This is a genomic window from Rhodococcus sp. 5A-K4, assembly GCF_046097995.1.
GTDB classification, from domain to species: Bacteria; Actinomycetota; Actinomycetes; order Mycobacteriales; family Mycobacteriaceae; genus Rhodococcus_F; species Rhodococcus_F erythropolis.
On sequence record NZ_JBJURM010000005.1, the window covers coordinates 64,463 to 91,301 of the forward strand.

24 protein-coding genes and 1 pseudogene are annotated in these 26,839 nt (G+C 61.6%); 11 read left to right on the forward strand and 14 right to left on the reverse strand.

Annotation, left to right across the window (positions count from 1 at the left end):
• Positions 1 to 2: 2 nt before the first annotated feature.
• The 4 genes and pseudogenes from dmpG to ACKAMS_RS08585 form a co-directional block, all read right to left on the reverse strand.
• Positions 3 to 1,045 (reverse strand): annotated as a pseudogene (dmpG, locus tag ACKAMS_RS08570) (4-hydroxy-2-oxovalerate aldolase).
• Positions 1,042 to 1,944: an acetaldehyde dehydrogenase (acetylating) gene (locus ACKAMS_RS08575; RefSeq protein ID WP_019746894.1), complete on the reverse strand. Its 903-nt coding sequence runs from the start codon at positions 1,942 to 1,944 to the stop codon at positions 1,042 to 1,044. Before ACKAMS_RS08575 ends, dmpG begins: the two are co-directional and overlap by 4 nt.
• Before the next feature lie 8 nt (positions 1,945 to 1,952).
• Entirely contained in the window at positions 1,953 to 2,738 is a 786-nt protein-coding gene (locus ACKAMS_RS08580) for a 2-keto-4-pentenoate hydratase (protein WP_408988883.1), read from the reverse strand.
• 3 nt (positions 2,739 to 2,741) lie between these two features.
• Positions 2,742 to 4,340: an FAD-binding protein gene (locus tag ACKAMS_RS08585; RefSeq protein ID WP_021332385.1), complete on the reverse strand. Its 1,599-nt coding sequence runs from the start codon at positions 4,338 to 4,340 to the stop codon at positions 2,742 to 2,744.
• Positions 4,341 to 4,455: 115 nt separating this feature from the next.
• Here ACKAMS_RS08585 and kstD point away from each other — a divergent pair, with 115 nt between their 5' ends.
• The 3 genes from kstD (at position 4,456) to ACKAMS_RS08600 (ending at position 8,860) form a co-directional block, all read left to right on the forward strand.
• Positions 4,456 to 6,180 carry a 3-oxosteroid 1-dehydrogenase gene (kstD, locus tag ACKAMS_RS08590; protein ID WP_172932259.1) on the forward strand — a complete coding sequence of 575 codons (1,725 nt, stop codon included), beginning with the start codon at positions 4,456 to 4,458 and terminating at the stop codon, positions 6,178 to 6,180.
• On the forward strand, positions 6,170 to 7,027 hold the full coding sequence (locus ACKAMS_RS08595) for a MaoC/PaaZ C-terminal domain-containing protein (RefSeq protein ID WP_046377926.1): 858 nt from the start codon (positions 6,170 to 6,172) through the stop codon (positions 7,025 to 7,027). Before kstD ends, ACKAMS_RS08595 begins: the two co-directional genes overlap by 11 nt.
• Before the next feature lie 69 nt (positions 7,028 to 7,096).
• Positions 7,097 to 8,860: a cholesterol oxidase substrate-binding domain-containing protein gene (locus ACKAMS_RS08600; RefSeq protein WP_021342857.1), complete on the forward strand. Its 1,764-nt coding sequence runs from the start codon at positions 7,097 to 7,099 to the stop codon at positions 8,858 to 8,860.
• 135 nt (positions 8,861 to 8,995) lie between these two features.
• Here the strand turns inward: ACKAMS_RS08600 and ACKAMS_RS08605 are convergent, their stop codons facing one another.
• Positions 8,996 to 9,232 (reverse strand): hypothetical protein, encoded by a 237-nt coding sequence (locus ACKAMS_RS08605; protein ID WP_128636506.1) that lies wholly within the window; start codon positions 9,230 to 9,232, stop codon positions 8,996 to 8,998.
• 484 nt (positions 9,233 to 9,716) lie between these two features.
• Here ACKAMS_RS08605 and ACKAMS_RS08610 point away from each other — a divergent pair, with 484 nt between their 5' ends.
• The 4 genes from ACKAMS_RS08610 (at position 9,717) to ACKAMS_RS08625 (ending at position 13,265) form a co-directional block, all read left to right on the forward strand.
• Positions 9,717 to 10,004, forward strand: a complete 288-nt coding sequence (locus ACKAMS_RS08610) for a MerR family transcriptional regulator (RefSeq protein WP_020906139.1) — start codon at positions 9,717 to 9,719, stop codon at positions 10,002 to 10,004.
• Between the two features lie 144 nt (positions 10,005 to 10,148).
• Positions 10,149 to 11,336: a serine hydrolase domain-containing protein gene (locus ACKAMS_RS08615; RefSeq protein WP_408988884.1), complete on the forward strand. Its 1,188-nt coding sequence runs from the start codon at positions 10,149 to 10,151 to the stop codon at positions 11,334 to 11,336.
• A gap of 188 nt (positions 11,337 to 11,524) precedes the next feature.
• Positions 11,525 to 12,334 (forward strand): PE-PPE domain-containing protein, encoded by an 810-nt coding sequence (locus ACKAMS_RS08620; protein WP_020968420.1) that lies wholly within the window; start codon positions 11,525 to 11,527, stop codon positions 12,332 to 12,334.
• A gap of 82 nt (positions 12,335 to 12,416) precedes the next feature.
• Positions 12,417 to 13,265 (forward strand): sterol desaturase family protein, encoded by an 849-nt coding sequence (locus tag ACKAMS_RS08625; protein ID WP_019746874.1) that lies wholly within the window; start codon positions 12,417 to 12,419, stop codon positions 13,263 to 13,265.
• A gap of 18 nt (positions 13,266 to 13,283) precedes the next feature.
• Here the strand turns inward: ACKAMS_RS08625 and ACKAMS_RS08630 are convergent, their stop codons facing one another.
• Together ACKAMS_RS08630 and ACKAMS_RS08635 are read right to left on the reverse strand one after the other, a co-directional pair.
• A complete protein-coding gene (locus ACKAMS_RS08630; RefSeq protein WP_408988885.1) occupies positions 13,284 to 14,591 on the reverse strand; it encodes an FtsX-like permease family protein in 1,308 nt (435 codons plus the stop codon).
• Entirely contained in the window at positions 14,588 to 15,433 is an 846-nt protein-coding gene (locus ACKAMS_RS08635; RefSeq protein WP_408988886.1) for an ABC transporter ATP-binding protein, read from the reverse strand. The genes ACKAMS_RS08630 and ACKAMS_RS08635 overlap by 4 nt, the downstream gene beginning before the upstream one ends.
• Here ACKAMS_RS08635 and ACKAMS_RS08640 point away from each other — a divergent pair.
• Positions 15,408 to 16,157, forward strand: coding sequence for a helix-turn-helix domain-containing protein (locus ACKAMS_RS08640; RefSeq protein WP_408988887.1), 750 nt, complete (start codon positions 15,408 to 15,410; stop codon positions 16,155 to 16,157). The two genes, ACKAMS_RS08635 and ACKAMS_RS08640, sit on opposite strands and share 26 nt — an antisense overlap.
• On the opposite strand, the gene zapE is transcribed toward ACKAMS_RS08640, so the two are convergent.
• Entirely contained in the window at positions 16,144 to 17,133 is a 990-nt protein-coding gene (gene zapE / locus ACKAMS_RS08645; RefSeq protein WP_408988888.1) for a cell division protein ZapE, read from the reverse strand. The two genes, ACKAMS_RS08640 and zapE, sit on opposite strands and share 14 nt — an antisense overlap.
• 127 nt (positions 17,134 to 17,260) lie before the next feature.
• Between zapE and ACKAMS_RS08650 the strand changes: the two genes are divergently transcribed.
• Positions 17,261 to 17,827, forward strand: coding sequence for a TetR/AcrR family transcriptional regulator (locus tag ACKAMS_RS08650; protein ID WP_408988889.1), 567 nt, complete (start codon positions 17,261 to 17,263; stop codon positions 17,825 to 17,827).
• Between the two features lie 10 nt (positions 17,828 to 17,837).
• Here the strand turns inward: ACKAMS_RS08650 and ACKAMS_RS08655 are convergent, their stop codons facing one another.
• On the reverse strand, positions 17,838 to 18,998 hold the full coding sequence (locus ACKAMS_RS08655; RefSeq protein WP_046377918.1) for a lipase family protein: 1,161 nt from the start codon (positions 18,996 to 18,998) through the stop codon (positions 17,838 to 17,840).
• Positions 18,999 to 19,205: 207 nt separating this feature from the next.
• On the opposite strand from ACKAMS_RS08655, the gene ACKAMS_RS08660 reads away from it, so the two are divergent.
• On the forward strand, positions 19,206 to 20,000 hold the full coding sequence (locus tag ACKAMS_RS08660; protein ID WP_279218347.1) for a putative protein N(5)-glutamine methyltransferase: 795 nt from the start codon (positions 19,206 to 19,208) through the stop codon (positions 19,998 to 20,000).
• On the opposite strand, the gene ACKAMS_RS08665 is transcribed toward ACKAMS_RS08660, so the two are convergent.
• From ACKAMS_RS08665 to ACKAMS_RS08675, 3 genes are read right to left on the reverse strand one after another with little or no spacing between them, the layout of a single operon-like run.
• Positions 19,991 to 20,620, reverse strand: coding sequence for a TetR/AcrR family transcriptional regulator (locus tag ACKAMS_RS08665; RefSeq protein ID WP_097387891.1), 630 nt, complete (start codon positions 20,618 to 20,620; stop codon positions 19,991 to 19,993). The two genes, ACKAMS_RS08660 and ACKAMS_RS08665, sit on opposite strands and share 10 nt — an antisense overlap.
• Before the next feature lie 30 nt (positions 20,621 to 20,650).
• On the reverse strand, positions 20,651 to 21,451 hold the full coding sequence (locus ACKAMS_RS08670) for an ABC transporter permease (RefSeq protein WP_003945537.1): 801 nt from the start codon (positions 21,449 to 21,451) through the stop codon (positions 20,651 to 20,653).
• Positions 21,448 to 22,404, reverse strand: a complete 957-nt coding sequence (locus tag ACKAMS_RS08675) for a daunorubicin resistance protein DrrA family ABC transporter ATP-binding protein (RefSeq protein ID WP_003945489.1) — start codon at positions 22,402 to 22,404, stop codon at positions 21,448 to 21,450. The genes ACKAMS_RS08670 and ACKAMS_RS08675 overlap by 4 nt, the downstream gene beginning before the upstream one ends.
• Before the next feature lie 440 nt (positions 22,405 to 22,844).
• Here ACKAMS_RS08675 and ACKAMS_RS08680 point away from each other — a divergent pair, with 440 nt between their 5' ends.
• Positions 22,845 to 24,407 (forward strand): glycoside hydrolase family 71 protein, encoded by a 1,563-nt coding sequence (locus tag ACKAMS_RS08680; protein WP_021332377.1) that lies wholly within the window; start codon positions 22,845 to 22,847, stop codon positions 24,405 to 24,407.
• Between the two features lie 33 nt (positions 24,408 to 24,440).
• Here ACKAMS_RS08680 and ACKAMS_RS08685 read toward each other — a convergent pair whose 3' ends face one another.
• Complete coding sequence (locus ACKAMS_RS08685; protein WP_182261275.1) at positions 24,441 to 25,901, reverse strand: MFS transporter; 1,461 nt, start codon at positions 25,899 to 25,901, stop codon at positions 24,441 to 24,443.
• Positions 25,898 to 26,746, reverse strand: coding sequence for a mycofactocin-coupled SDR family oxidoreductase (locus ACKAMS_RS08690; protein ID WP_019746862.1), 849 nt, complete (start codon positions 26,744 to 26,746; stop codon positions 25,898 to 25,900). Before ACKAMS_RS08690 ends, ACKAMS_RS08685 begins: the two co-directional genes overlap by 4 nt.
• Between the last annotated feature and the right edge of the window lie 93 nt (positions 26,747 to 26,839).

Consider the following 26,839-nt stretch of genomic DNA (forward strand, 5'->3'; position numbering starts at 1 on the left):
GGCTAGGAAGCCGCTGCTTCGCGCTGGAGTTCCAGCGCGATGTCGATCAACTGATCTTCCTGGCCGCCGACCAACTTGCGCTTGCCTGCGCGCACCAACAGTTCCGCGGACGACACTCCGTACCGCTCGGCCTGACGCTCGGCATGCTTGAGGAAGCTCGAGTACACGCCGGCGTAGCCCATCATCAGCGCTTGACGATCGAGCAGGCATTCCTGCGGCATTGCCGGGCGCACAACATCTTCGGCTGCATCGGCGATGGCGAAGAAGTCGATACCGGTCTTGACGCCGATCTTGTCGCAAACACCGACGAAGGCCTCGACCGGGGCGTTGCCGGCGCCGGCACCGAACCGACGGGTACTACCGTCGATCTGCTTGGCTCCCGCACGAACTGCCGCAATGGAATTGGCGACGCCCAGGCCCAGGTTCTCGTGGCCGTGGAAGCCGACCTGAGCGTCGTTGCCGAGTTCCTGAACCAGCGCCTCGACGCGATCGGATACCTGCTCGAGTACCAGCGCGCCGGCCGAGTCGACCACGTACACACACTGGCAACCGCGTCGGCCATGATGCGAGCCTGCTTGGCCAGCTTCTCCGGCGGAATCGAGTGAGCCATCATGAGGAATCCGACTGTTTCGAGTCCACGCTCACGCGCGAGGCCGAAGTGCTGGATGGATACGTCTGCCTCGGTGCAGTGAGTTGCGATGCGGCAGATGGACGCACCGTTGTCCTGTGCGATGACGATGTCGTCCTTGATGCCCAACCCGGGCAGCATCAGGAAGGCGATCTTCGCGTTGGTCGCCGTCTCGACTGCAGCTTTGATCAGTTCCTGCTCGGGAGTCTTCGAGAAGCCGTAGTTGAAGGAGGACCCGCCGAGGCCGTCGCCGTGAGTGACCTCGATGACCGGCACTCCGGCTCCGTCGAGGGCACCGACGATGGCTCGTACTTCTTCGACGGTGAACTGATGACGCTTGTGGTGGGAGCCGTCGCGCAGTGACGTGTCGGTGACGCGGATGTCCCAGCTCGAATCGAAATGAATCATGTCGCTCATGCCTTCACACTCAGAAGCTTCTGGGCGATTTCCTCGCCCACCTTGGTGGCTGCTGCCGTCATGATGTCGAGGTTGCCCGCGTACGGCGGCAGGAAATCGCCTGCGCCTTCGACCTCGACGAACGTGGTGACCGTTGCATAGCCACCGGAAACGACGCTCGGTTTGTCGAACTGCGGTTCGTTGAGCAACCGGTAGCCGGGCACGTACTGCTGGATGTCCTTGACGACACGGTGAATGGAGTCGGTGATCGCGGCCTGATCGGCGTCTTCGGGGATAGCGCAGAAGATGGTGTCGCGCATGATCATCGGCGGGTCTGCGGGGTTGAGGATGATGATCGCCTTACCGCGCTGTGCGCCGCCGATGGTCTCGATACCGCGGCTCGTGGTCTTGGTGAACTCGTCGATGTTCGCGCGAGTTCCCGGGCCGGCGGACAACGATGCAACGGAGGCGACGATCTCGGCGTACGCCACGTCGACGACTCGCGATACCGCATAGACGATCGGGATGGTTGCCTGCCCACCGCAGGTGATCATGTTGACGTTGGGTGCGTCCAGGTGCTCACGCAGGTTCGCGGGCGGAACCACAGCCGGGCCGACCGCGGCCGGAGTCAGGTCGATGGCACGGATACCGGCGGCCTCGTAGCGTGGTGCTGCCTCGCGGTGCACGTATGCCGACGTTGCCTCGAAGACCAGGTCCGGTTTCTCCGCCTGGTTCAGCAACCAGTCGACGCCCTCGGCGGAGGTCTCGAGTCCCATCTTGCGGGCGCGCGCCAATCCTTCACTCTCGGGATCGATTCCGATCATCCATCGCGGTTCGAGCCACTCGGAACGCTGCAGTTTGTACAACAGATCGGTACTGATGTTTCCCGATCCGACGATCGCCACACTTGCCTTGGTCATGACTACTCCTACGTGAACTGAAGAGAGACGGAACCGAGGCCGCTGAACTCGGCTCGGAAGTTGTCGCCTGGATGAGCGTCGATCGCTCGCGTGCACGAACCCGGCAGAACGATGTCGCCGGCCTTGAGCCGAACTCCGAACGTGTCGACCTTCTGCGCCAACCACGCGACAGCGGTGATCGGGTTACCGAGAACCGCATCGCTGCGCCCCTCCGCAATCCGCTCGCCGTTGCAGGTCAGCACCGCATCAATCGCCTTGATGTCGATGTCCGACGGGCGAACTCGTTCCTTGCCGAGAATGAACCCGGCGGAGGACGCGTTGTCCGCGATGGTGTCCGAGAGGCCGATCTTCCAGTCCTTGATCCGGCTGTCGATCAACTCGATGGACGGCGCATAGGCGACAGTGGCGTCGATGACGTCTTGTTCGGTGCACCCGGCGCCCGGCAGATCTGCTCCCAGAATGAAGGCGACCTCCACCTCGACGCGTGGGAAGCAGAAGCGCGCCGTGTCGACCGGACGGTCCTCGAACTCTTCCATCTCGGCGAGCAGGTGACCGTAATCTGGCTCGTCGACGCCCATCATCTGCTGCATCGCCAGTGACGAGAGTCCGACCTTGTGTCCGACCACCTTTGCGCCACCGGCAACACGACGCCTGATGTTGATGAGCTGGATCTCGTAGGCGTCGACGACGTCGATGTCCGGATACGTGGCGATCAGCGGGCTGATCGGAGCGCGATCCCGTTCCGCCGAATCAAGATGGTCGGCAAGTTCGCCGCGGATCTGCGTCGAGAGCATCGTTCAGGCCTTTCCGACTGTGGAGAATGCGGCTGCATGCTGACCGGCTCGTCGTCCGGAGAACACGCAGTCGGCGAGCGACAAGCCGCTCACATACGAGTTGGAACAGATACCGACGGCGGTACGGCCGGCGGCATACAGGCCAGGGATACCCTCCCCGGCCTCGTTTTTCACCATGCCGGACGATTCGTCGACCACCAATCCACCGAGCGTGAGCATCGGGCACGGATTCATCATGTTGGGCTTGATCGAGACGTCGTACATCGTGAACGGCGCAGACAGTATCGGCCTGACGAAGTCCGACGGTTTGCCCATCGGATCAGGTTGTCCGGCAGCGGCAGCGGAGTTGTGCGCGTCGACGGTGGCTTGAAGGCCGGCGACGTCTATCCCCGCTTTACGGGCGACCTCGGCAATGGTGTTGCCACGCACTGCGGTACGCATCATGCCAGTGGTCTGTACCCGCTGGAACCACATCGACTGGTCACTGATCTGCGATTTCGCTTCGCGAACGAGTTCGGAATCTGCCAGCAGCCAACCGATTCCGTTGCTCTTCTCTGCCATCGCCTGACCGAGAGCGGCACCGTAACGTGACTCGTCGACGATTCGCGCACCGGATTCACCCACCAGGATGGAACCGAGAAAAGCACTCGGCGGGACGATGAATCGCCAGGCGGAAACATTGCCGAGCTTGTCGGTGGCTCCCCCGGCTTCGATACCGAGGTTGATGCCTTTGCCGTCGTCCCCGGAGGTGCCGAGCGGGATACCGCCCTTGTAGGCGGGGGCATGGGTGCGCATCATCTCGCGATTGGACACGAAGCCGCCGGCGCTGAGGATCACGCCGCCGCGTGCCTGGATGCGAATCCGCTTAGCGTGCTTCTTCTCGATCTTCGCGATGAGTGCGTCGAGAATCGTGCGCAACTGCGGCGCGTAGACGCCGGGCTTGGAGGACAGAGATCCGAGCGTCGCGTGACGCCGACGAACTCCGGCAGGTGCGTCACGAAGCGTCAGTACTTCGACGCCGATCACCCGGCCGTCCTCGATGATCAGCCGGTCCGCTCTCGTCTGGCCGAGCAACTGGACGCCCTTGGCCTCCGCGGACTTCGCGAGCGGGCCGTAGAGCATCTTTCCCGACGTGCCACGCCCCTTGGCGCGATGGCCGCGAGGAGCAGGTTTTGCGATGTCACGGAACCCGCCGGCAGATTCGCTACCCGAGAAGTAGAGGTAGTGCTTGTTGCTCGGGTACGACGTCTTGTACGGACAGAGTGACGCCTCGAACGGCACGCCGTGACTGCGCAGCCAGTCGATCGACGCCGGGCTCTCGTCGACGAACCGGCGCAGAGTCTGCGGCGTCACCGCGTCACCGACCTCGCGGTTCAGGTAGGCGAGCATGGCTTCGGGACTGTCCTCGACACCGGCTTCCTTTTGAATCACGGTGCCGCCGCCGGCGTAGTAAATTCCTCCGGAAATAGTGCTGGCCCCACCACCGAGTGCTCGGTCGATCGCCAAAACCGACGAACCGGCCGCTACCGCTTCGAGCGCCGCACTGGCGCCCGCCACACCGAACCCGACCACAAGGACGTCAACCGAAGTATCCCAGGTCACACCGCACCATCCTCAATCTCACTGCAACGTGTTTCGTTATCAATGACAACGTCCGGAAATACTTCCTGGCAGAAAGCATGGACTGACACCCCCATCATTCTATAACGTGTTCTACATGAGCAAGCAGGAATACGACATCGTCGTCGTCGGCAGTGGTGCCGCAGGTATGACAGCGGCCTTGACCGCAGCCCACCAGGGCTTGAGTGTGGTCATCGTGGAGAAAGCCGCCCACTACGGCGGATCGACCGCCCGTTCCGGTGGTGGGGTCTGGATCCCCAACAACGAGGCACTTCAGGCGGACGGTGTCACCGATACCCCGGAGGCCGCACGTTCCTACCTGCACAGCATCATCGGCGACGTCGTCGCTCCCGAACGCATCGACACCTATCTCGAGCGCGGTCCCGAGATGCTCTCGTTCGTGTTGAAGAACAGCCCTCTCGAACTGCAGTGGGTGCCCGGCTACTCCGACTACTACCCGGAAGCTCCCGGCGGACGCCTCGGTGGCCGCAGTGTCGAGCCCACCCCGTTCGACGGCAACAAGTTGGGCGCCGACCGCAAGAACCTCGAGCCCGACTACGTCAAGGCCCCCAAGAACTTCGTCATCACCCAGGCCGACTACAAGTGGCTCAACCTGCTGATGCGCAATCCTCGCGGACCCCTGCGCGCCATGAAGGTCGGCATGCGATTCCTCGCAGCCAAGGCCACAAAGAAGGATCTGCTGGTTCGCGGCCAGGCACTGGTCGCCGGTATTCGACTCGGACTTCAGTCCGCCGGAGTACCCATCCTGCTGAACACCCCGCTGACCTCCCTGTACACCGAAGACGGCGCAGTTCGCGGCGTCAACGTCCTAATCGACGGCGAGGAGCAGGTCATCCGCGCTCGCCACGGAGTTGTGTTGGGATCCGGCGGATTCGAGCACAACAAGGAAATGCGTGAGAAGTACCAGCGCGCACCCATCGGCACCGAATGGACCGTCGGCGCGAAGGCAAACACCGGCGACGGCATCCGCGCAGGCCAAGAAGTCGGCGCTGCAGTCGATTTCATGGACGACGCCTGGTGGGGCCCGTCCATTCCGCTGACCGGCGGACCGTGGTTCGCTCTCTCCGAGCGCACCCTCCCGGGCTGCATGATGGTCAACATGTCGGGCAAGCGCTTCGGCAACGAGGCGGCTCCGTACGTCGAGGCAACCCATGCGATGTACGGCGGTGAGTACGGTCAGGGCGAAGGCGCCGGCGAGAACATCCCGACGTGGATGATTCTCGATCAGCGCTACCGCAACCGCTACACGTTTGCCGGTATCACTCCCCGCTCCCCCTTCCCCGGCCGCTGGCTCAAGGCCGGCATCGTGGTCAAGGCGGGAACCATCGCCGAATTGGCCGAGAAGACAGGGCTTCCCGTCGCATCGCTGACCGAAACCGTCGACCGGTTCAACGGCTTCGCACGCAACGGCAAGGACGAGGACTTCGGACGCGGTGACAGTGGTTACGACGCGTACTACGGCGATCCCCGACTGAAGAACCCCAGCCTCGCCGAAATCAGCAAGGCTCCGTTCTACGCCATCAAGATGGTTCCGGGTGACCTCGGCACCAAGGGTGGTATCTGCACCGACGTCAACGGTCGAGCACTACGCGAAGACGGAAGCGTCATCGACGGTCTCTACGCCGCTGGCAACGCGAGCGCTCCGGTCATGGGCCACACCTACGCCGGACCAGGCGCGACCATCGGTCCCGCAATGACTTTCGGTTACCTGGCAGTACTCGACATCGTCGAGCGTGCGAAGAAGGCTGAGAGCACCGAGGCACCGGCAGCTGAAAAGACGGCGGTCGACCATGCCAATTGATCCGAAGATCGCACTCGGCGCCGAGCTTGCGCCACAAGAGTTCTCATGGACACCGTCGGACGTGCAGCACTACCACCTGGCACTAGGGGCAGGTGCTCGGCCGCTCGATTCGAACGAGCTTCGATACCTCGACGACGAAAAGCCTCAGGTACTACCCACCTTTGCCACCGTCGCCGCCAACTTCCACGCCACCGAAGCGCCGAAGGTCTCGTTCCCCGGCGTCGAAATCGATCTGGCGAAGGTAGTCCACGGGAGCCAGGAAGTCACTGTCCATCAGCCGATCCCGGCAAGTGGAAGTGGCCGCACCACAACTCGAATCGCCGAGGTCTGGGACAAGGGCAAGGCCGCGGTGATCGTGCAGGAATCCGTCACGGTCGACGCCGAGGGCAACCCGCTGTGGACAGCTCGCTCGTCCATTTTCGCCCGCGGCGAGGGTGGTTTCGGGGGTGAACGTGGTCCGTCGGAGTCGATTACGCTTCCGGATCGCGAAGCAGATGAGACAGTGGTGACGCCTGTGCTTCCACAGCAGGCTTTGCTGTACCGGATGTGTGGTGATCGGAATCCGTTGCACTCGGATCCGCAATTCGCCTCCGCGGCAGGCTTTCCAGCGCCTATCCTGCATGGACTGTGTACTTACGGAATGGTCTGCAAGACCGCAGTGGATACCATGCTCGACGGCGACAGCAGTCGGGTAGCCGGATTTCGGGCCCGCTTTGCCGGGGTCATATTTCCCGGCGAGAACTTGAGTATCCAGATCTGGAAAGACAATGGGCGACTCCTGATCTCAGCTTCCGTACTGGAGCGCGAAGCTCCTGCCCTGGCTGACGTAGTTCTCACTCTTGTCTGATACCAACCTGTCTGATACCCACCTGTTAGAACTCACCGTAGTTCTCGAACCCGATGGAGTAGCCCGAAGATGACGGCACAAGACGAAAAGTTCCGACTGTCCCGACGAGGTTTCATGGCCGCTGGAGCCGGCGCCGTGGCAGCGACCGCATTCGCCGGCTGGACGCCGGCCTACGCCGTCCCCGCCGGCTCCTCCGGCTCCGCGGGTGGTCCTGTCTCCACCCTCACACCGCCGCCTGCCTTCCCCGAAGGCATCGCGCTGTACCAGCAGGCATATCAGAACTGGTCCAAAGAGATCATGCTCGACGCGATCTGGACCTGTTCACCCAAGACGCCCGAAGACATAGTCCGCCTCGCTAACTGGGGCCATGCCAACGGCTACACCATTCGTCCCCGCGGTGCCATGCACGGCTGGACGCCGCTGACCATCGTCAACGGTGCGCCGGTCGACAAGGTCATCCTCGCCGACACCACGGTCCACCTCACCGGCGTCTCCGTCAACGCCGGTGGCAGCCCGGCCACCGTCACCGCAGGACCCGGCGCGACCCTCGACGCCATCACCACCGCACTGCAGGCACAGGGCCTCGGGTTCGCGAACCTGCCGGCGCCCGGTGTGTTGACCATCGCCGGCTGCCTCGCCGTCGACGCTCACGGTGCAGCGCTCCCCGCCGAAGGCGAAGCACACGTTCCCGGACAGACTTTCGGCTCACTCTCCAACCTCGTCACCTCCCTGACCGCAGTGGTCTGGAACGGCAGCGAGTACGCGCTCGAGACGTACGCGCGTAGCGATGCAGCGATCAAGCCGCTGCTGACTCACCTCGGACGCACCTTCCTCACCTCCGTCACCTTGCAGGCCGCCCCCAACTACCGCATGCGCTGCGTCAGCCACACCGACATCGGTTGGCAGGAACTCTTCGGTGCCCGCGGAGCGTCCGGACGCACCTTCGAGAAGTTCGTCCGCGAAAACGGTCGCGCAGAAGCAATCTGGTACCCCTTCACCGAACGCCCGTGGATGAAGGTGTGGTCACTTGCCCCCACCAAGCCGCCGTTCTCGCGTGAGGTGACCGGGCCCTACAACTACATCTTCTCCGACAACCTCCCGGAGCCGGTCACCGACATGATCGGGCAGATCAACGCCGGAAACCCGGGCATCGCACCGGCATTCGGGCAGATCATGTACGCCACCACCGTTGCCGGACTCGCCGCGACCTTCTCCAACGACCTGTGGGGATGGTCCAAGGACGTCCAGTTCTACATCCGGGCCACCACCCTGCGCCTGACCGAGGGCGGCGGAGCCGTCATCACCTCCCGCGCCAACATCGGCCAGGTCATCCACGACTTCACCCAGTGGTTCAACGGTCGCATGGAGTACTACCGCTCTATCGGACAGTTCCCCCTCAACGGCCCCGTCGAAATCCGTTGCTGCGGCCTCGATCAACCCTCGGACGTCGAGGTCGACTCGGCAGGCGCCCCCACCATCTCGGCCATGCGCCCGCGCCCCGACCATCCGGAATGGGACACCGCCATCTGGCTCAACGTCCTCGGCGTCCCCGGAACCCCCGGCATGTTCGCGTTCTACCGCGAAATGGAACAGTGGATGCGTAATCACTACAACAACAACGACGCCACCTTCCGCCCCGAGTGGTCCAAAGGCTGGGCGTTCGGCCCCGACAAGCCGTACACCGACGCCCCGATCATCACCCAGGGCCTCCCCCAGACCTACCGCGACGGCGTCCCATCGAGCGACAACTGGGACACCGCCAACGCCGCATACAACGCGTTGGATCCGCACAAGGTCTTCAGCAACACCTTCCTGGACCAGTTGCTGCCCTGAGGTCCAAGCACCAGGCACGCACTCTGCCAACTCGACGGTCGTCGCCACTCCCCTACTTTCGGGAGTGCGGCGGCCGTCGTGCGTTGCAGTGAGCGGGATGAAGGAGTCCCCCCGCATCCCGACCAGGTAACTGACTCAATCGCGATCAGGATGGATCGCCTCGTGCATACTTTCCACGGCCCTGGCATGAGTTGAGAGCTCGGACCGAGCCGACCGAATCGTGGCGCTGTCGCTGCGTGCCCCCGGCTCGGACGACGACGAGCCCTCTCCGGGGTTCGACGCGCCACCAGCGGGATGCTCGGAGGAGCCGGTGCGCTCTTCCCTCTCCGCGCGGGCGCGCAACAACGACTCGGACTTCGGGGTATTTCGCATCGGAGCATTGTCCCAGATTCATCTCCCATGACTCACATGGAGCGCTCTCACCCCCGGTGACCAGGCCGTTCCTGAACATCGATACCTAGAAACTTCGCGACAAAATATCTACAGCGGTCAGGGTAGACATTCTCACGAGGGTGTTGTATCTTTTTTCTCGTAGCAAGGAACGAGTCAAGAGATGCGGGAGAGATGAACTACCCGCAAGCAGTACCGCAGGGCAGGGACGTGCCGGGGCCGAATTCGTGTGTGAGTGTGTAGTAGGACCCGGCACCCCCCTTCAAAGCGGCTACCGGACGTTTTGTGCGAGTCCGGAAGTTCGAAAGAATGCAGTTATGTAAGTAAGTTCAACCCCATCCGGCCCCCGGCGCACCTCGCGCCGGGGGCCCCGTCCGTTCAGCGAAAGAAGCGAGCCATTCCGGCAGATACACCACCGGGGGACCCCTCCGGCAGATTCGACGACGAGAACTATCCTGCGTACAGCATGGGACATGCGGCCGAGATCCTCGGTGTCAGGCAAGCTTTCCTTCGTAGCCTCGATGCCGCGAAACTGCTTACCCCACAACGCTCTGAGGGCGGACATCGCCGCTACTCCCGGTACCAGCTGCGCATCGCGGCCCGCGCGCACGAACTCGTAGCCAACGGCACGGCGCTCGACGCGGCTTGCCGCATCATCATCCTCGAAGACCAACTCACCGAGGCTCGTCGCATCAACGCCGAGCTCCAGCAAGCGCAGGACCGACGAGCGGAATCGGACGCAACGCCGGACTGAGGACTGACGTGATCAGGCACTGGGAGTAGCAGTCACCCCTAACCGTCAATCTGTTCCCTCCCCCTTCGAACTGCGCTAAATTCAGTCAATTGGGACATTGCTAGGCGTCGGTTGCTCGATTTCCACATCGAAGGGATCGCAGGCATGAATTCCTCCCACCACCGCACTCGGGTGCGGCTAGCTGCTCTGTCGATCGCCTTGACCGTTGCCATTGCAACCGCTGCGTGCAGTTCCGACGAGGACTCGGCAACAAACACGAGCAGCGCATCTCCCAGCACCGCGAGCAGTCAGGAATCCACCGAGATCGCGGACCTCGTCCGCCGTCAGGTGGCCGACTTGGGCCTCAGTGCCGCCGTGTTCGGAGTGTGGCGGGGCGACGACGAGATTGCTCTCGGTGCCGTCGGAGAGTCCCCTATCGGAGTTCCGGCGACAACCGACATGCAGTTGCGCGTCGGTCAGCCGATGGAACCGATGCTCTCGACAGTTCTGCTGCAACTCGACGAAGAGGGAACGCTTCCCCTCGATCAACCGATCGCGAAGTGGGAACCGAACTTTCCACGCGCAGAGACCATCACTCCACGAATGCTGGCCAACAGCACGTCGGGCATCTCCGACTACGTGACCGATCCACAGTTCCTCAAACTCTTCACGGACAACCCGATGAAGGGCTGGACTTCTGAGGAGATCCTGAATCTTGCCAATTCCCGCCCACCGCTGTTCGAACCCGGCACCGGTTGGGCGTACGCGCACAGCGATCTGACGCTGCTCGGCGACGTCATGGAGAAAGCGACTGGAAAACCGCTGGGCGACCTACTTCAGCAGCGCGTCTTCGATCCGCTCGGGATGGACCACAGCAGCGTTGTGCTCACGTCGCAGATGGACGAGCCGATCCTGCACGGCTACACCAATGAACGCGGAGTATTCGAAGACTCCACTTTCTGGAATCCGACGGCTTTCCTGCACAGCGGAAACATGAACGCGCCTGTCGCCGACGTCGGAAAGTGGGTGCGCGCGCTCGGAACGGGAGAGTTACTCTCCGACAAGGCTTTCGAGCAGCAGATGGCGCCGACGACTGCGGGCTTGGGAAGTATGACGGCGGACAAGTTCTTTTCCTTCGGGACCGGGCACCTCGACGGTTGGCTGGTGATGAACCCGTCGTACGGCGGCTACGACGGGCTTGCGCTCTATTACCCCGACTCGAAGACGACGATCGTCGTCTACGCCACGCTCGGGCCGACGACCAACGCGGACCTCAACAACGCCGTGCCGATGGGCAAGGCCATCGGAACCCTCCTCGAACCGGATCACCCACCGCAGGTCCCGACGCCGTGACGCGCCACACACGCTGGTAGCAAACAGCGTCGGTCGGCAACTTCCTGTTTACGCACGGATTACCTCCAGGACTTATCGCCCCATCACCATTCTCTTCAGTACCGAACGAAACGCGTCGGACCGCGGGTTGTCTCGCCAGTGAACGAGAACGTAGATAGATGGGGACAGGCCCGATGAGGAAATACGCGATGTCAGTGGCATGCACGGTTGCAGTCACAGCGGGGGTGACTCTTGTGATGTCGGTGCCTGCCGGAGCGGACCCGAATGACAGTGGGTCGTGCCCGGCCGGTGCGGTATTCGCGGTCGGCGGAACGTGGGATCCGACGGGACAAACGACGCAACCCGTCACCGATCGCTACGTGGCCCAGGGTTACGCCTCCAAGCCGGTGACCTACCCCGCCAGCTTCTGGCCGCTCGGCGATCAGACGTACGACCAGAGCGTTGCCGCCGGCGCCCAGACGCTTCGCACTGAAGTCAACGCTTTCCACGCTCAGTGCCCGGGCAGCGAGATCGTCGTCACCGGATACTCACAGGGAGCGCGTATTGCCGGCGACGTTCTCGGTGACATCGCACGCGACGGATCCATTCCGCAGTCGCAAGTCGAAGGCGTCCTCTACGCCGACCCTCGCAACTCGGCCGGGGGCATCGAAACCGTAGTGCCCAATGTCGTTCCGGGAGCGACGATGTCCGGAGCACGGGGCGGATTCGGAGACATCGCAGTGCAGGAAGTCTGCATCGAGGGTGACGGCATCTGCAACATGCCCAAGCCGCGTGATGCGCCCGAGGTGTTCGTGGATTCGGTCTTCGGCTACTTCACGAAGCACAACACCTACACGCCGATGATGTCCGAGCCCGCTCCGCCTGCTCCCCCGGCACTGCCGCAGACGCCGTCTGTGCCACTGCAACCCGCTGACGTTGCCACTGCGATCGTGACGCGGGTCGTCGAGAACATCACTCCGTATCTGAGCGCTGCACTCGCCACCGTACTGACGAAGTAACGCGATACCGCCTGTTCGGTTGACTGAAAGTCGACCGATTCGTACAAGTCGAGAGCCACCAGTATCGAGCACCATCGATCACATGCTCACCTTCATCGTCAGATACGGGTACGTCCCGTTCATGCTCTTGGGAATCAACGGAGCCGCAATCGCGCTGGCGGCATCCGGCGCGCCGAAATGGTCACTGGTGGCATTGATTCTCTTCGCAGTGGCCTGCTCTTTCGCGGCCGAACGGGCGCTTCCCTACGAATCTTCGTGGAATGCCCCGGGACCGGACAGGTTTCGCGACGCTGTCCATGCGTTTGTCAACGAATCCCTCATCTTGGTCAGCGTCGCGGTAATCCCGTTGATGGCCGCGGTGATTCCGTTCGACGGGCTGTGGCCGAGCGGTCTTCCGTTTGTCCTTCAGGTCGTCTTCGCAGTGTTGGTTGCCGATTTCGGCATCACCGTGGTGCATTTGATCAGCCACAAGGTTGGATGGTTGTGGCGTTTCCACGCGGTTCATCACAGCCTCGAACGGTTCTACGGTATGAACGGACTGATGAAGCACCCCGTGCATCAGACTTTCGAAACCGCCGGTGGCGTCCTGCCACTGATCCTCCTCGGGATGCCCGTCCCGGTTGCCTCGGCGCTCGCGGTTTGTGTCGCTGTCCAACTCCTGCTTCAGCATTCGAATGCCGATTACCGCATCGGCCCCCTGCGTCCGATACTCGCCCTCAACGCCGGCCACCGATTCCATCACCTGAAGTGGGCGGGAATCGGTGACGTCAATTTCGGTTTGTTCACTCTGATCTGGGATCACCTTTTCCGCACTTATTCTTTCGATCCGGAAAAGCGCTTCAGCAGTGACGATCTCGGAATGGCGGCCAAGCCCGACTACCCGGACGACTACCTCGGCCAGTTGGCCGAACCGTTCCGGAAACAGAACTGACGGACGATCGGTGGAGATTCAGCCCGCGAGTACCCGTCGCATGACGGGCTTGGCTGCAAACGCACTGGCCAACACCAACGCGATCCCCACAGCCAGGGTGACACCCAACTGAACCAGCGCCATCGGAGTGGTCAATACGGCTGCCCCTGCCAGTGGGAAGAGGAACAGCAGTGCAGCGCCGGCGCCGGCCAGTGCCATCACCACCACGGGAGTGCGAACGTGCCTCATGCGGGCGCTGTCCATCACCTCGACAGGTGTGCCGGCCAAAGTCAGACTCCGATACAGCTCACGGTTGTCGAGGATCCCGGATACCTGGGTGAGCGCAGACGAGATGGCCGCCAACGTGAATGTTGCTCCGAGAGTGAACAACACCCCGGTTCTCATGTCCGCGAACAGGAACTCCTGCCCTGGCTGCAAATCCTGCCCTTCCCCGTTGCCTATCGCGGCGAGGAGAGATGTGCCTGCGGCAACGAAGCTGGCCATCGTCACACCGCTGACCGTGCGCCACACAGCCTTCGGATTATCCAGGACCCGACGCGCCGCAATCAGCGAAGCACCGTCTTTGGCGCATTTGAGCATGATCCGTCCAAGCAGCGAAATGACGAACGGACCGACCAACGCAACAACGCCGAAGCAGAGACCAAGGCCCACCAGGATTGCCGCGATGCTTGCCGCGGAGCCCCCGAATGCACTCCATCCCACAAGAACCCCCACCCCAGCCACAGCGAAGATCATCTTCGGTGCGGCGCTAGGATTGCCCGCCGTGACGCCCAACGGGCTCACGAACACCTGGCGCATCCCGAGCATCGACGTCAAAGCAGCCAGGATGGTCATTCCGAATACGATGCCCACCAGCGGAAGTGCGCCTACCCAAAGCTCACTCCACTCGAATGTCCGACCTTGAAATTTCAAGAGAGCTACGAGCGGCAACGCGAGGAGGTATCCCACCACACCGATCAACGCACCGGCCAAGCCCTGGATACCCGATTCCGCAGCGCACAGCGCAACGATCTGGCGAGGGGTGGATCCGATGAGTCGCAGCGAGGCAAGTCGTTCGTCGCGACGACGGGCGCCCAAGCGGGCCGCCGCCAGACCGAGAGTGATGGCTGGAACGATCATCAACACCGAAGCAACCCCTGCGAGTGCTAGGTACGCCTCGGCTTCGGGTTCGCTCGATCTGCCCGCGAATGCACCGTAGCCGCCGAGCACCGTCAGCAACAACGTCGTCGAGGCGGCAAATGCGGACACTGGGAGCGCGAAGGTACTCAAGGCCTTTCGCCCTTCACCGCGCACCGTCATCAATGCAACGCGCGCTGTGGCCTTCATGCCGCCACCTGTGTCCCGACGAGCGAACCGGCCTGCATCATCATCGTGCGATCACACCACCGAGCGACTTCGGCATCGTGAGTGACGACGACCAACGCAGAACCGATCTGTTGAGCCGAATCACGCAACACCCTCATCACTTCCCAACTCGTCTGCGCGTCGAGGGCACCGGTCGGCTCGTCTGCGAAGAGAACGGCGGGTTTGGTTACCAACGCTCGCGCAATCGCCACACGTTGCGACTGCCCACCCGACATCTGACCCGGGCGACGATCCTGCAACCCATCCAGCCCCAACGGCGCGAAGAAGCCGTGCGCCGTCCGCTTGGCTTCTGCGATGGACAACCCGTTGAGCACCAAGGGCAAAGCGACGTTCTCGATCGCCGGAAGCTCCGGCAACAGTTGGCCCGATTGAAAAACGAAACCGTACGACTCCCGTCGGAGCCGGCTGCGGTCGTTCTCACCGAGGTTCTCGATATGCCGGCCGCTCAGCAAGATTGCTCCCGCGTCGGGCTTGACGATTCCTGACATGCAATGCAGCAGTGTCGACTTCCCCGATCCTGAAGGACCCATGATGGCCGTGGCAGTACCGGCGCGCACTTCCAGCGATACACCTCGGAGCACCGGAACGTCGCCGTACGACTTGCCCAGCGCGTGGACCGACAGGACTGCGGGTGCTTGTGCGTTGTTCATGATTCCACCTTCTCGTGAACCCTTCGCGAACACATCGGCCCAGCGCACGATCTTCGGACTGAGCTCGGTCCTACCGGAGGATGACCGGACCCCGAGCTCTGTCAGGGTCGTCACTATGATTTCCGACATGACCTGGTCCGGCGCCGTCCACATGCAGCCCGGAATTCTCATGTTCACCGGCGCAGTGGGATCCGCGCACATGCATTCGCACGCCGCTGTTCAGATCATGATCATCGACGACGGGGACGTCACGGTCACGGACGTGGACGGCCACAGTGAAGTCGTGCGGTCCGTGGTCATTCCATCCGGGGCGGTCCACGCGTTGTCCGCCTCCGAGGGTGCGCGGGGACGGGCGATCTACGTTGACTCCACCACCGGGATGGGTCTGCGCATCAGGCCACCGGAGCCGGGCCGCGGTGATGTGGCCGACTGGTCGGACCGTGGGCAGACCGCAGTAGTGATGACGGACCGCGGCGCTGATTCGGATCTGGAATACGCAGCGAGGCTGATCGATTCACTATCCGAACGCGAAAAGGCGTCGAACTTAGGCGCTCTTCACCCGGCCCTCGAGCATGCCCTGACGCTACTTCCCGAGAGAATCTCGGGGCAGGTCACACTGACGGACATCGCCGCCCTGGTCTCCATCTCGCCCGGACGGCTGGGAAGAATCTTCAACGATCAACTGCAGATGAACTTTTCGACCTACATCCGCTGGTTACGGTTACGACGTGCCATGGAAGTGATGAGCAGTGGCGCAACCCTGACAACCAGTGCACACGAGGCCGGTTTCACCGACAGCGCCCATCTCAACCGTATCTGCCACAGTATGTTCGGGCTCACGCCCAGCGCCGCGACCGGCGGCCTCACCTGGAATTGACGCTACTCCTCAACTGACGCTGTCCGTCCCCGTTGACGCTGTCCATCTCCGTCCTCGCCAGCAACGACAGACGACTGTAGAGGCGCGCCAATCCGGGAACGTCCCGAAGACTGCCCGCAACGTCCTCGACACCGGCAGCGGCATACACCGTCAGTCGCGCATCGACGTCGTAGAGAACATCGACGACATTTCCGAAACGGCGAAGGGCAAATTCCGAAGCTTCGGCGAGCACCGGTACTCCGAAGATCACCCAGTCGTCGAAGCTGGAGGCAAGCTCGAGATAGTCGGCAGCCGAGGTCGAACCAGCGCACAGCACCTCGAAGTCGAACCAGACAACACCGTCTCGAATCGCCGAGCACTCCAATGTGCGTGTGCCTATCGTCAATTCGACACTTTCGCCCGAAGGCCACGTAATTCCCGAGCCGACGAGGAATTCCCCTGTCGCAAAACGGTAGTCTCCGGCACCTGGCTGACCCGCCGTCCGATAGTCGACGGAGCCACCCAATTCGATCACCTCGAGAGTCCGCTCGATCAACTCGATCGACGGAACGAACTGCTCGTGAAAAAGCGGATTCGGAAGAAGATCGGTCGGCGGGACATTGGACGTGACAACAACAGTCACACCTTTCGCGACGATTGTGTCGAGAACCCTTGCCATGAACATGGCGTCGGCGACGTCGTCGATGTGGAACTCGTCGAAACAGAGCACGCGGATTCCGTCGACGACGTGGTCCAGCGCCGCGCCCATCGACCCGAGTTCGTGCGCCCGAGAGTGCAGATCTGCAAAGAACCGATGAAAGTGAATGCGCCGCTTGCCGACTCGGATGCTCTCGTAGAACTCGTCCATGAGCATCGTCTTACCGCGGCCGACGCTACCCCAGAGGTAGATCCCTCCGCCGGCCTCACCGCCCGAGATTCGGGCCCGCAGTGCATCGAGGGCTTCATGTGCCGCCAACTGCTCTTCGTCCAGCAACATGAGGCTCCTCTACATCTGTAGAGTCGAGGCTAGTGACCGAGGGCAAATCGAGTCAATGTGACCCTCACGACGCACCATCTGCAGCATGCAACTCCGGGAGCATGCAACATCGACAGCAAGGAACGACATGAAGCCCGATCGCAGAGCCCTCATTGCGGCGTCCGCCGTCACGATCATCGCCGAGCAGGGCCCGCGTGCACTCACCCACCGGGCGGTTGATCAGTCCCTGGAACTTCCTGCCGGTTCGACGTCGTACTACTTCCGCACTCGCGAGTCACTTCTCGAAGCAACCGCATTGCACATCGTGCACCGGTCACGTTCGACTTTCGACGAACTCCACGAGAGGCCCAGCGATCCTGCTGCCCTGACGGCCGAGTATCTCGACGATCTTCTCTCGCACCGCAGACACGAATTGATCGCGCGCTATGCACTACTCGTGGAAACTCCCCGAGATTCGGCATTGCACCAACTCCTCGAAGGCAGCGTGTTTTCGTTCGAGAAGGCAAGACCCGTCTTCGAAACCGTTGGCGTTGACGACCCTGACGTCTCCGCCGCAAATTTCCTGAGCCTGCTGGAGGGCTTGATCTTCGACTATTGCCTGGGATCACGTAGCCGGGACCCTCACTCCAGCGAAACCGTTCGGCAACTTCGGATCCCGATCGACATCCACCTTCGCGGAGTGGGGGTCATCTGAAAGACCTCGGTCAGCAGAGGCTTCCGGTACAGGGTTGTCGACCAGAGAACAGCGCCGCGACAAAGGGAGTGCTGTCTGGAACCGAAGCCGGGACGGTTCCCAGATGATCAGTGGGATAGGTATGGAATGCAAAATCCACACCGTTGGCAGCGAGGTCAGCCGCGAACTTCAGTGTCAGCGGTGCCGGAACATCGATGTCCGACAACCCCTGACCGATGAAGAACGGGCGGTCGTATCCTGCGGTCGGCACAGTGAGCAGTTCACGCGCAGCCTCCATGAATACTGGATTGTCCAGCGACTTCGTCAGCACCTGCCCGAGTGTGACGGTTCCGTACTTCGTGCGCGCCTCGGTGTAGCACATGTTGTTCTCGACGTCGTCGAGGATGGTCTTGCCGAGCGGGGTCAGATACGAGTCGATGTCGATGTCCGGCCGCGAAGCACGCAGTCCGTCAAGAACGTTCGCGATGTAGACCGTCGTACCCTTGAGCGGAAGCGCCGGGAAAGCCGGACCACCGAGCGGTAGAAGATTTTCGATGTTCGAGGGGACACCAGTGGCGACAGCGCCGCGGTAGTCCAACTCCGGTGCGTAATCAGTGGCAAGCGAAGCGGTGAACATAGTCGCCTGCCCACCCTGCGACTGTCCCATCGCAACCCATTCGCTCGACAGGTCGTCGTCGACCGCACGAGCGGCACGCACCATGTCCACAACGCTGTGTGCAGCGGAACGACCGTCGAGATACGGGTGAACACCAGGTGTTCCGAGCCCCACGTAGTCGGTCGTCACCACCGCGTATCCCTGCTCCAACCAGTGACCCAGATGCGTCGCGGTCCGTTCGAGCGGAACACTGCTGCTCGGCGCACACTGATCCGCCACACCCACCGTTCCGTGCGCATAGGAGATGACCGGCCAACCACCCTCGGGCGGAGCTCCCTCTGGGCGATACACCACACCGGTGCTCGTCATCGGCGCGTCCTTCGGGCCCGTCGACCAGTACGTCACCTTTGTTGCGCTCACGGCACCCGGGATCACCCGATCGGGACCGAGTAACTCCCGACTCACGACAGCACCCGGAGCATCATTCGGTTCCGCTCCGGCCGGCGCCGCAACTGTCAACGCCACCAAAGCACTCGCACTCAGCCCGACGAGCGTCCTACCCAGTCGCTTACTCACGTACTTCTCCTACGATTGCGGTGACGGTGCATCTGTGGTGATCGGCCCCACATCAGCCGATCGAGTTCAGACCATAGAACAGCCTTACCAATTGGTCAACCTAGATTCCCATTCCGCATCTACCGTCGTGACACGCCTGCTCGGGTAGGGTGGCGGTGTTCGATACGTGCAGGTCCCAGCGAGATCAGGAGGCCGAAAGGCTCTCTCATGTCAGCACCTGATCTCCCGACCTTCCCTGCTTCGCAGCAGAAGTCGGTGGCTGCGATTCTCCGAGCAGCAGGTTGCGTATTCGCCGAAGACGAGGCTCGCCTACTTCTTCACACCGCACGCTCTCTCGATGAACTCGACGCGATGGTCGACCGACGAGTTGCCGGCGAACCACTCGAACCTGTCCTCGGATGGGTCGAGTTCTGCGGCTTGCGCATTCACATCGACTCTGGAGTCTTCGTCCCACGCCGGCGCACCGAGTTCCTCGCCAAGCAGGCCTGCTCACTCGTCGTCTCGGGAAGCGTCGTCGTCGACATGTGTTGTGGCTCAGGAGCTGTCGGTACCGTCCTGCAGTCGACGCTCGATGCCGTCGATTTGTACGCGGTAGATGTGGAACCAGCCGCGGTGCGGTGCGCTCGCCGAAACATCACACCGCCCGAGCGCGTACTCGAAGGCGATCTGTTCGAACCACTGCCGACGGAATTACTCGGTCGCGTTGATGTCGTCGTTGCCAATGCACCTTACGTCCCCACCGATTCGATCAGGCTGATGCCGCCCGAAGCCCGTCTTCACGAACCGCTGGTCTCGTTGGACGGCGGCACCGACGGACTGGACCTGCAGCGACGCATCATCGCGGACGCTGCGCCGTGGCTACGACCGGGTGGCTGTCTTCTCGTCGAGACGAGTACGGAGCAGGTCGAAATGACTGTTGAAACATTCACTCGGGGAGGTTTTCTCACTCGAGTGGCAACCTACAGTGAGACCGCCTCGACCGTAGTGATCGGTCAGTGTTGAAGGCGATCGGATCCTGGCGTGGACCACTCCCGAGCGCGGGCGGCAAAGCCGTCGACAAAAAGCCCGAACGCACGATCGACGCGGGCCCGGTCCCCAGTGGCCAGAAGATCCATCGACAGACCCCGCATTTGCGAGAGCAACAGAGTAGCGACAGAGGCAACATCGTCCTCGGGGCAACCCGCTTGTCGTAGACCGGCTTCCAGTGCCTCGATCCAATCGCCTACAAAACGGTCCAGGAACCGTCCGTAGCGTTCGCGGTCGCCGAGCGCGAGGGCGTAAATCTCGACCATCACTCGGAACCGCGGCAGGACCTCCGGCGTCGTACGTTCGGTCCACCACGCGGTCAGCACTGTCGCCGGATCGACCCCCGATTTCATCGGAACCGCAATCGGAATGGACTCACCACGCATGTTCTCGATGACCTCGGAGAGCAGGTTCTCCTTGCTCTCGAAATGGTTGAGCAACGACGCATGCGACACACCTACGGCCTTGGCGAGCTGCCTCACCGTCAGTTCCCCGACACCGTTGTCGATGACGTAGCGGGTCAGCGCGTCGAGCAACTCCTCACGTCGCCCGGCGTATCTCAGGCTGCGTTTGTCGATGCGTTCGGGCTCCGGCACATACCCACCCTACCGGCCGGAATCACCAGGTCAGCGGCTGACTGCCTTCTGATACCGGCGAATAGCGAACGGCACGAAGACGATCAGCAAACCGAAAGTCCACAACAGCGACGCGATGACCGGATTCTGCAGTGGCCACGCATCCGGAACCGTCATCGCAGGATTGGTATTGCCGAACAGTTCACGCACCGCCTGAGTCACCGCCGACACAGGATTCCACTCGGCGATCACTTTGAGCGGGCCGGGAAGATTGGTGGTCTCGACAAAAGTGTTCGCGATGAACGACAGCGGAAAGATGACGATGAAACTCGCGTTGTTGAACACCTCCGGCGTGCGGATCCAAAGCCCGACAACAGCCATGACCCATGACAATGCGTATGCGAAGAACAGAAGCAGCGCATACCCGGCCACCGCCTCGAGGAAGCTGGAATGGATGCGCCACCCCACCAGAAGACCGGTCAACGACATGACCACCAAGCTGATGACGTTGATCAACACGTCACTCGATGTTCGGCCGGTCAGCACGGCAGACGGGGCCATGGGCAGCGATCGAAATCTGTCGATGATTCCTTTCTGAATGTCTTCGACCATCCCCAAACCAGTCCAAGTTGCACCGAATATGACCGTCTGCGTGAAGATTCCGGCGATCAGGAACTCTCGATACGACGTGCCCGGGACGGAGATCGCGCTGCCGAACACGTATGCGAACAAGAGCACGAACATGATCGGCGACAAAGTGGTGAACACCAGCAGATCCGGAACGCGTTTGATCTTGATCAAGTTTCGCCTGGCGATGGTCAAACCGTCTTCGAGCGCCATCTGCACGGTCATTTCTGATCCTCCAGTTCAGCCTGGTGCCCGGTCAGTGTGAGAAAGACATCGTCGAGAGTGGGCCGGCGCAGACCGACGTCGAACACCCGGATGCCTCGTGCCGACAGGAGATTCAGCGCTGCAACCAACGCATCGGTGCCGTCGTCGACAGGAACGGTGACGCGACGGACATTCTCTTGAACCTGAATGTCCCCCACGGCAAGCGAGCGCAATTCCTCGCGGACGATGTCGAGATGCTCGACCTCGTGCACACTCAGTTCGATGCGCTCACCCCCGACCCGAGCCTTCAGCTGATCTGCAGTACCGCGCGCGATGACCGAGCCGCGGTCGATGACGGCGATCTGGTCGGCCAACCTCTCGGCTTCCTCCATGTATTGCGTCGTGAGCAACAGTGTTGTCCCCTGCGCCACCAACCCTTCGATGACATCCCAGAGGCCGAGTCGCGCCCGAGGATCGAGGCCGGTGGTCGGCTCGTCCAGAAACAACACCTGCGGCCGAGCAACCAATGCGCCGGCGAGATCGAGACGTCGCCGCATTCCTCCGGAATAGCCCTTGACCGGCCGATCTCCAGCCTCGACGAGATCGAACTGCTCGAGCAATTCACGCGCTCGGGCCTTACTGCTTCGGGCGCCGAGGTGGTACAGCCTCCCGACCATGTCCAAGTTCTCATAGCCCGTCAGGTACTCGTCGACCGCGGCATACTGACCCGAAGCACCGATCTTGGATCGCAACGCCCGCGCATCCTCGACCACGTCCAGCCCGGCAACCTTGGCGCGTCCACCGTCCGGAATGAGCAGCGTCGTGAATATCCTTACCGCAGTCGTTTTTCCGGCGCCGTTGGGACCCAATAGAGCCATCACCGAACCCTCGCGCACTTCCAGGTCGATGCCGTCCAATGCCGTGACGTCGCCGTACTTCTTGACCAGCCCCTCGGCCACAATCGCTTCGGTCATGAGCCCTCCCGCATCGGTAATCCGTCGGTAGTCCGTTCCCCAGTGTGACCCAGGAGGCCGACACATTCCAGGAAATTTCGTCAGTTGCCCGGCTGCAATCACCTCCCTGGTTTCGCCGGTGCCTTTCGGCCACTAGGTACGGAACAGACCACACGTCCCAGTCCTGCCCAATACAGCCGATAAATTTCACCGACCTTTCGACGGATATATACCGGAAAGAAAAACCCGAAATTCTTGAACAAAGACCGCTTTCAGGTATTCATGATGAACGCGGCAGCGTTACACTCGTACAGCAAGTGACACTCGGGCCGGTGACGGTTGACTTATGGTGTCGAATCTCGAATTACAAATCAGACAGAGGCCGAAAAGAATTGAATCACCGATTCAGTGCACGCGGGGAAGACTCACACTTCGGGGGATCGAGAAAGGCTGACTGTGCCATGAGTATCAGAACTCGATACATCCGAACTCCGTGGATCCGAAAAACGGCGAAATATTCCTTCGAGACCATCTGCTTCACCCTGGCCGTGATTGTCGCGGCCGCACTGATCGCCGCGTACAACACACAACCGCGCTCCGCGCCGACGTACACGCCGGCCTCGTTCTCGGCGAATCCTGAATCTGCAGCGCTGCCCTTCGACATTCCACCCAAGTCAGCACTGAACGGAAAGTTGGTTTTCGCTCACTACTTCCCGCCCTATCCGGTTTCGATCGACAATGCGAATCCGTCTGGCGATTACTATGCGACACAATATCTTACGGTCAACGGCGAGAACAACAAACACGTTCGCTACGGAGGATTCCTCCGCGATCGGCCGACACCGCGGCAACCCATCGCCGATACGCAGTGGCGCCAACGCGACCTCGAAAACGAAGTTCGTTCGGCAATCGCCGCGGGCATCGACGGATTCTCCGTCGACATCATCGCCAAGGCAACCGACACCAGTTGGTGGGGTTCCACCGTGCCCACCGCCCTGATCAAAGCGGCCGCAGCAGTCGATCCGAATTTCAAGATCATGCTCATGCCTGATATGAACGGCGCGTTCAAAAACATGACCGCAGCTCAAATGGCAGCAGAGATGAAACCGTATTCGACCATGGCATCATCGTTCAAATTGAACGACGGACGGCTCGTGATATCTCCATTCCTTGCCGAAAACAAGACTGCGGGCTGGTGGTCGGAGTTCATCACTCTTATGAAGAATTCTTACGGCATAAATGTGGCATTTGTTCCGGTTTTCCTCGACGCTGCAGCCAACCGGAATTCTTTTGCATCGATCAGCTACGGGATGTCGAATTGGGGTAATCGAAATCCGGCAGGAAATCCGCTCTCGGGATCGAACCCGAACTCTCCGATGGGACTTGCCGCTGCCGCTCACTCCTTGGGAAAGATATGGATGCAACCAGTCGCCTTCCAAGATGTTCGTCCTAGTCAGTCGATCTACGACGAGGCACAGAATTCACAGAATCTGCAGAACATGTGGCAGATTGCGATTGCGTCCAACAGCGAATGGGTACAGCTCGTCACCTGGAACGACTACAGCGAGGGAACGTCGTTCGCGCCCAGCGTCGGCCATGGGCGTGCGTTGCTCGACATGAGTTCCTACGGGTTGTACAGCTTCCGCACCGGCGCCTCACCCGCGATTGTTCGCGACACCGCGTATCTCATCTACCGCAATCAGTCGGTCTCCGCGGTCCCCGTCAATCGCTCTGCTGCCCCTATGACACTGCGCCAATGGTCGTCCCCCGCTCGCGATACCGTCGAAGTTCTTTCCTTCTTGACGGCGCCGGCGGTCGTCAAAGTGACGGTGGGAACCACGACAACCACCTGCAATGCCCCGGCCGGGATGAGCAGCTGCATAGCACCGTTGAAAGTAGGTTCCATCAAGGCTTCTGTCGTTCGCGGCACTACCGAGGTGTCCCGGGTGAGTTCGCACGCTGCGGTAACGGCCACCCCGTACAACCAGAATCTCGAGTACCTGGTTGATTCCAGTCGAAGATAACGGTGACGACGAAGATCGGGTCAGTCCGTCGACTCACCCGATCTTCGTTGCGCCATCGGTTTCGGCTGCAATTGGTAACTCGGGCAGCGATACCGCCCCCGTCCGCTCCACCTTCACTGCCAACGTCACCGCGGCGGCCAGTGCTGATACGCCCGCTCCGATCCAGTACAAAACCGCGAACGAATGCAGGGTCGGCACAGCGCTCGCACCGATCACCACCGTTGAACTGGCCAATACCGCTGCCGCAACGGCGCTTCCGGTGGAGGTACCGACCGAACGGAGCAGGCTGTTGAATCCGTTGGCCGAGGCAGTCTGATGGATCGGTGCAGATTCGGTGATCAGAGTCGGCATGGCTGCCAGGGAAAATGCCACACCGGCCGATACCACGGCAGCGCCGATCACGATATTGACCAACGTCGGCGCCAACAGCACACGCAAGACATATCCGATTGCAATGACGATCGCACCCGACGCCAACGTAGCCTTCGCTCCCCATCGCCTCGTCACTTTCGACGACACCGGCGCCAATCCGATCATCAGGACTCCGCCCGGCATCATCGCCAGTCCGGCTTCGGCAGCCGAGAGTCCGAGACCGTCCGCCGACGCCAGGGGCAACTGAAGTTCCTGCGTTGCCGCCAACGCGCTGATGAACATGGCAAAACCGAGTAATACTGCGCAGACGTTCGAAACCAGAATCGGAGCGCGAAGGGAAGTCCGCAGATCGACCAGCGGTGCCGGCGTGTGCAGTTCCCACGGAATCCATCCACAGAGCAAGACCACGCCGGACACGATCAGAACCAGAACCTCGGGGCTTGCCCAGCCCCATTCGGTTCCTTTCGAAACGGCCAGCAGCAGTGCAGTCATAGCGAGCGTGAGGACTGTGGCTCCCAGAAAGTCGAAGCGTCCGCGACTCTTCACAGCCGATTCCGGCACCACCAGCGGCAAGACGACTATCAGTACTACCCCAAATCCACCGGTGACCCAGAAAAGCGCGGGTAGTCCCCAGTGCGCCGAGATCACCCCAGCCATCGGCATACCGAACATGCCACCGATCCCCAACGTCGCACTCATGAGAGCTACTGCACCACTGAGCTTTTCCGGAGGAAGGACATCGCGCATGATACTGATTCCGACGGGCAGAAGTGCCGTCGCGAACCCCTGCAACGAGCGCCCGAGGATCAGTAACCAGAAACTCTGGCTGAGCGCAGCAACCATGCAGCCGACGATCATCACGGCAAGACAGACGAGCATCATCGCGCGCTTGCCGAACATGTCGGCGAGTCTGCCGATGAGAGGGGTTGCGACGGCACCGGTCAGCAACGTCGAGGTCACCAGCCAGGAAGCGGTGGACGACGATACTCCCGATGCCGTCGCGAACGCAGGCAGGACCGGCACCACCAAGGTCTGTTGCAGCGCGACCACCACACCGCTCAGACTCAGGACGCCGACGACCCACCCGGTCCGCGCTTTCGCGCGAACAGTCTTGTCCGTCAAGCGTTCGAGCGAGCGGCTACTCCGGCGTCGACAGGAACCACGATGCCACTCATGTGGGCGCTCGCGTCGGCGGCGAGGAACAGGACTACTCGCGTGATCTCGAAGGGATCCAGCCAACCGACCGGCTGCGCATGCAGAGTCGCGTACACGGGTTCGACGTCGTCTGCCGTCGGCGATTCGAGGTCAGGCCGCATCATTGCGTACATCATGTCGTTGTGAATCATCGGCGTCGAGATGTTTCCCGGTGCAATAGCATTCACGGTCACACCCGAGTTGGCCAGTTCGAGCGACACACTCTTCGTCAAACCGATGACGCCCCATTTGGAGGCGCCGTACGCCGCCATCTGGGTGCCACCTGATCGACCCATCATCGAGGAAATCGTGATGATGCGACCGTAACCACGTTCCGCCATTCCACCTGACACGGCCGCAACGGTGTTGAACACACCAGTCAGGTTCGACGAGATGACTTCGTTCCACTGTGCCGACGTCATCGACGTGATCGGAGCGGGCACGGACACACCGGCATTCGCGACGGCGATGTCGACACGGCCGAACTCGGCTTCAGCGCGGGCAACGAGCGCGTCCATTGCTTCGCGATCAGCAGTGTCTGCCTTGACGGCAATGCACCGACGACCGGTGGCTTCCACCAAACGAACGGTTTCCTTCAGATCCTCCTCGTTTGCGAGGGGGTAGGCGACGACATCACTGTTCTCGCACCGGTCGCAGATCACGATGTCCGCGCCACGCTCCGCGAATGCAACAGCGTGGGCGCGCCCCTGACCGCGTGCGGCACCGGTGATCAGTGCAACTTTTCCTTCGAAGCTGCCTTCGAGGCTGTTCATGCCGTCTCCTAGTTCGTTGTATGCAAGCGTGCGCTGTACTGCATGCGTACTCCGAACCCGCCCGAAAGAAACAGTCGATCCCGGACAGCGGGA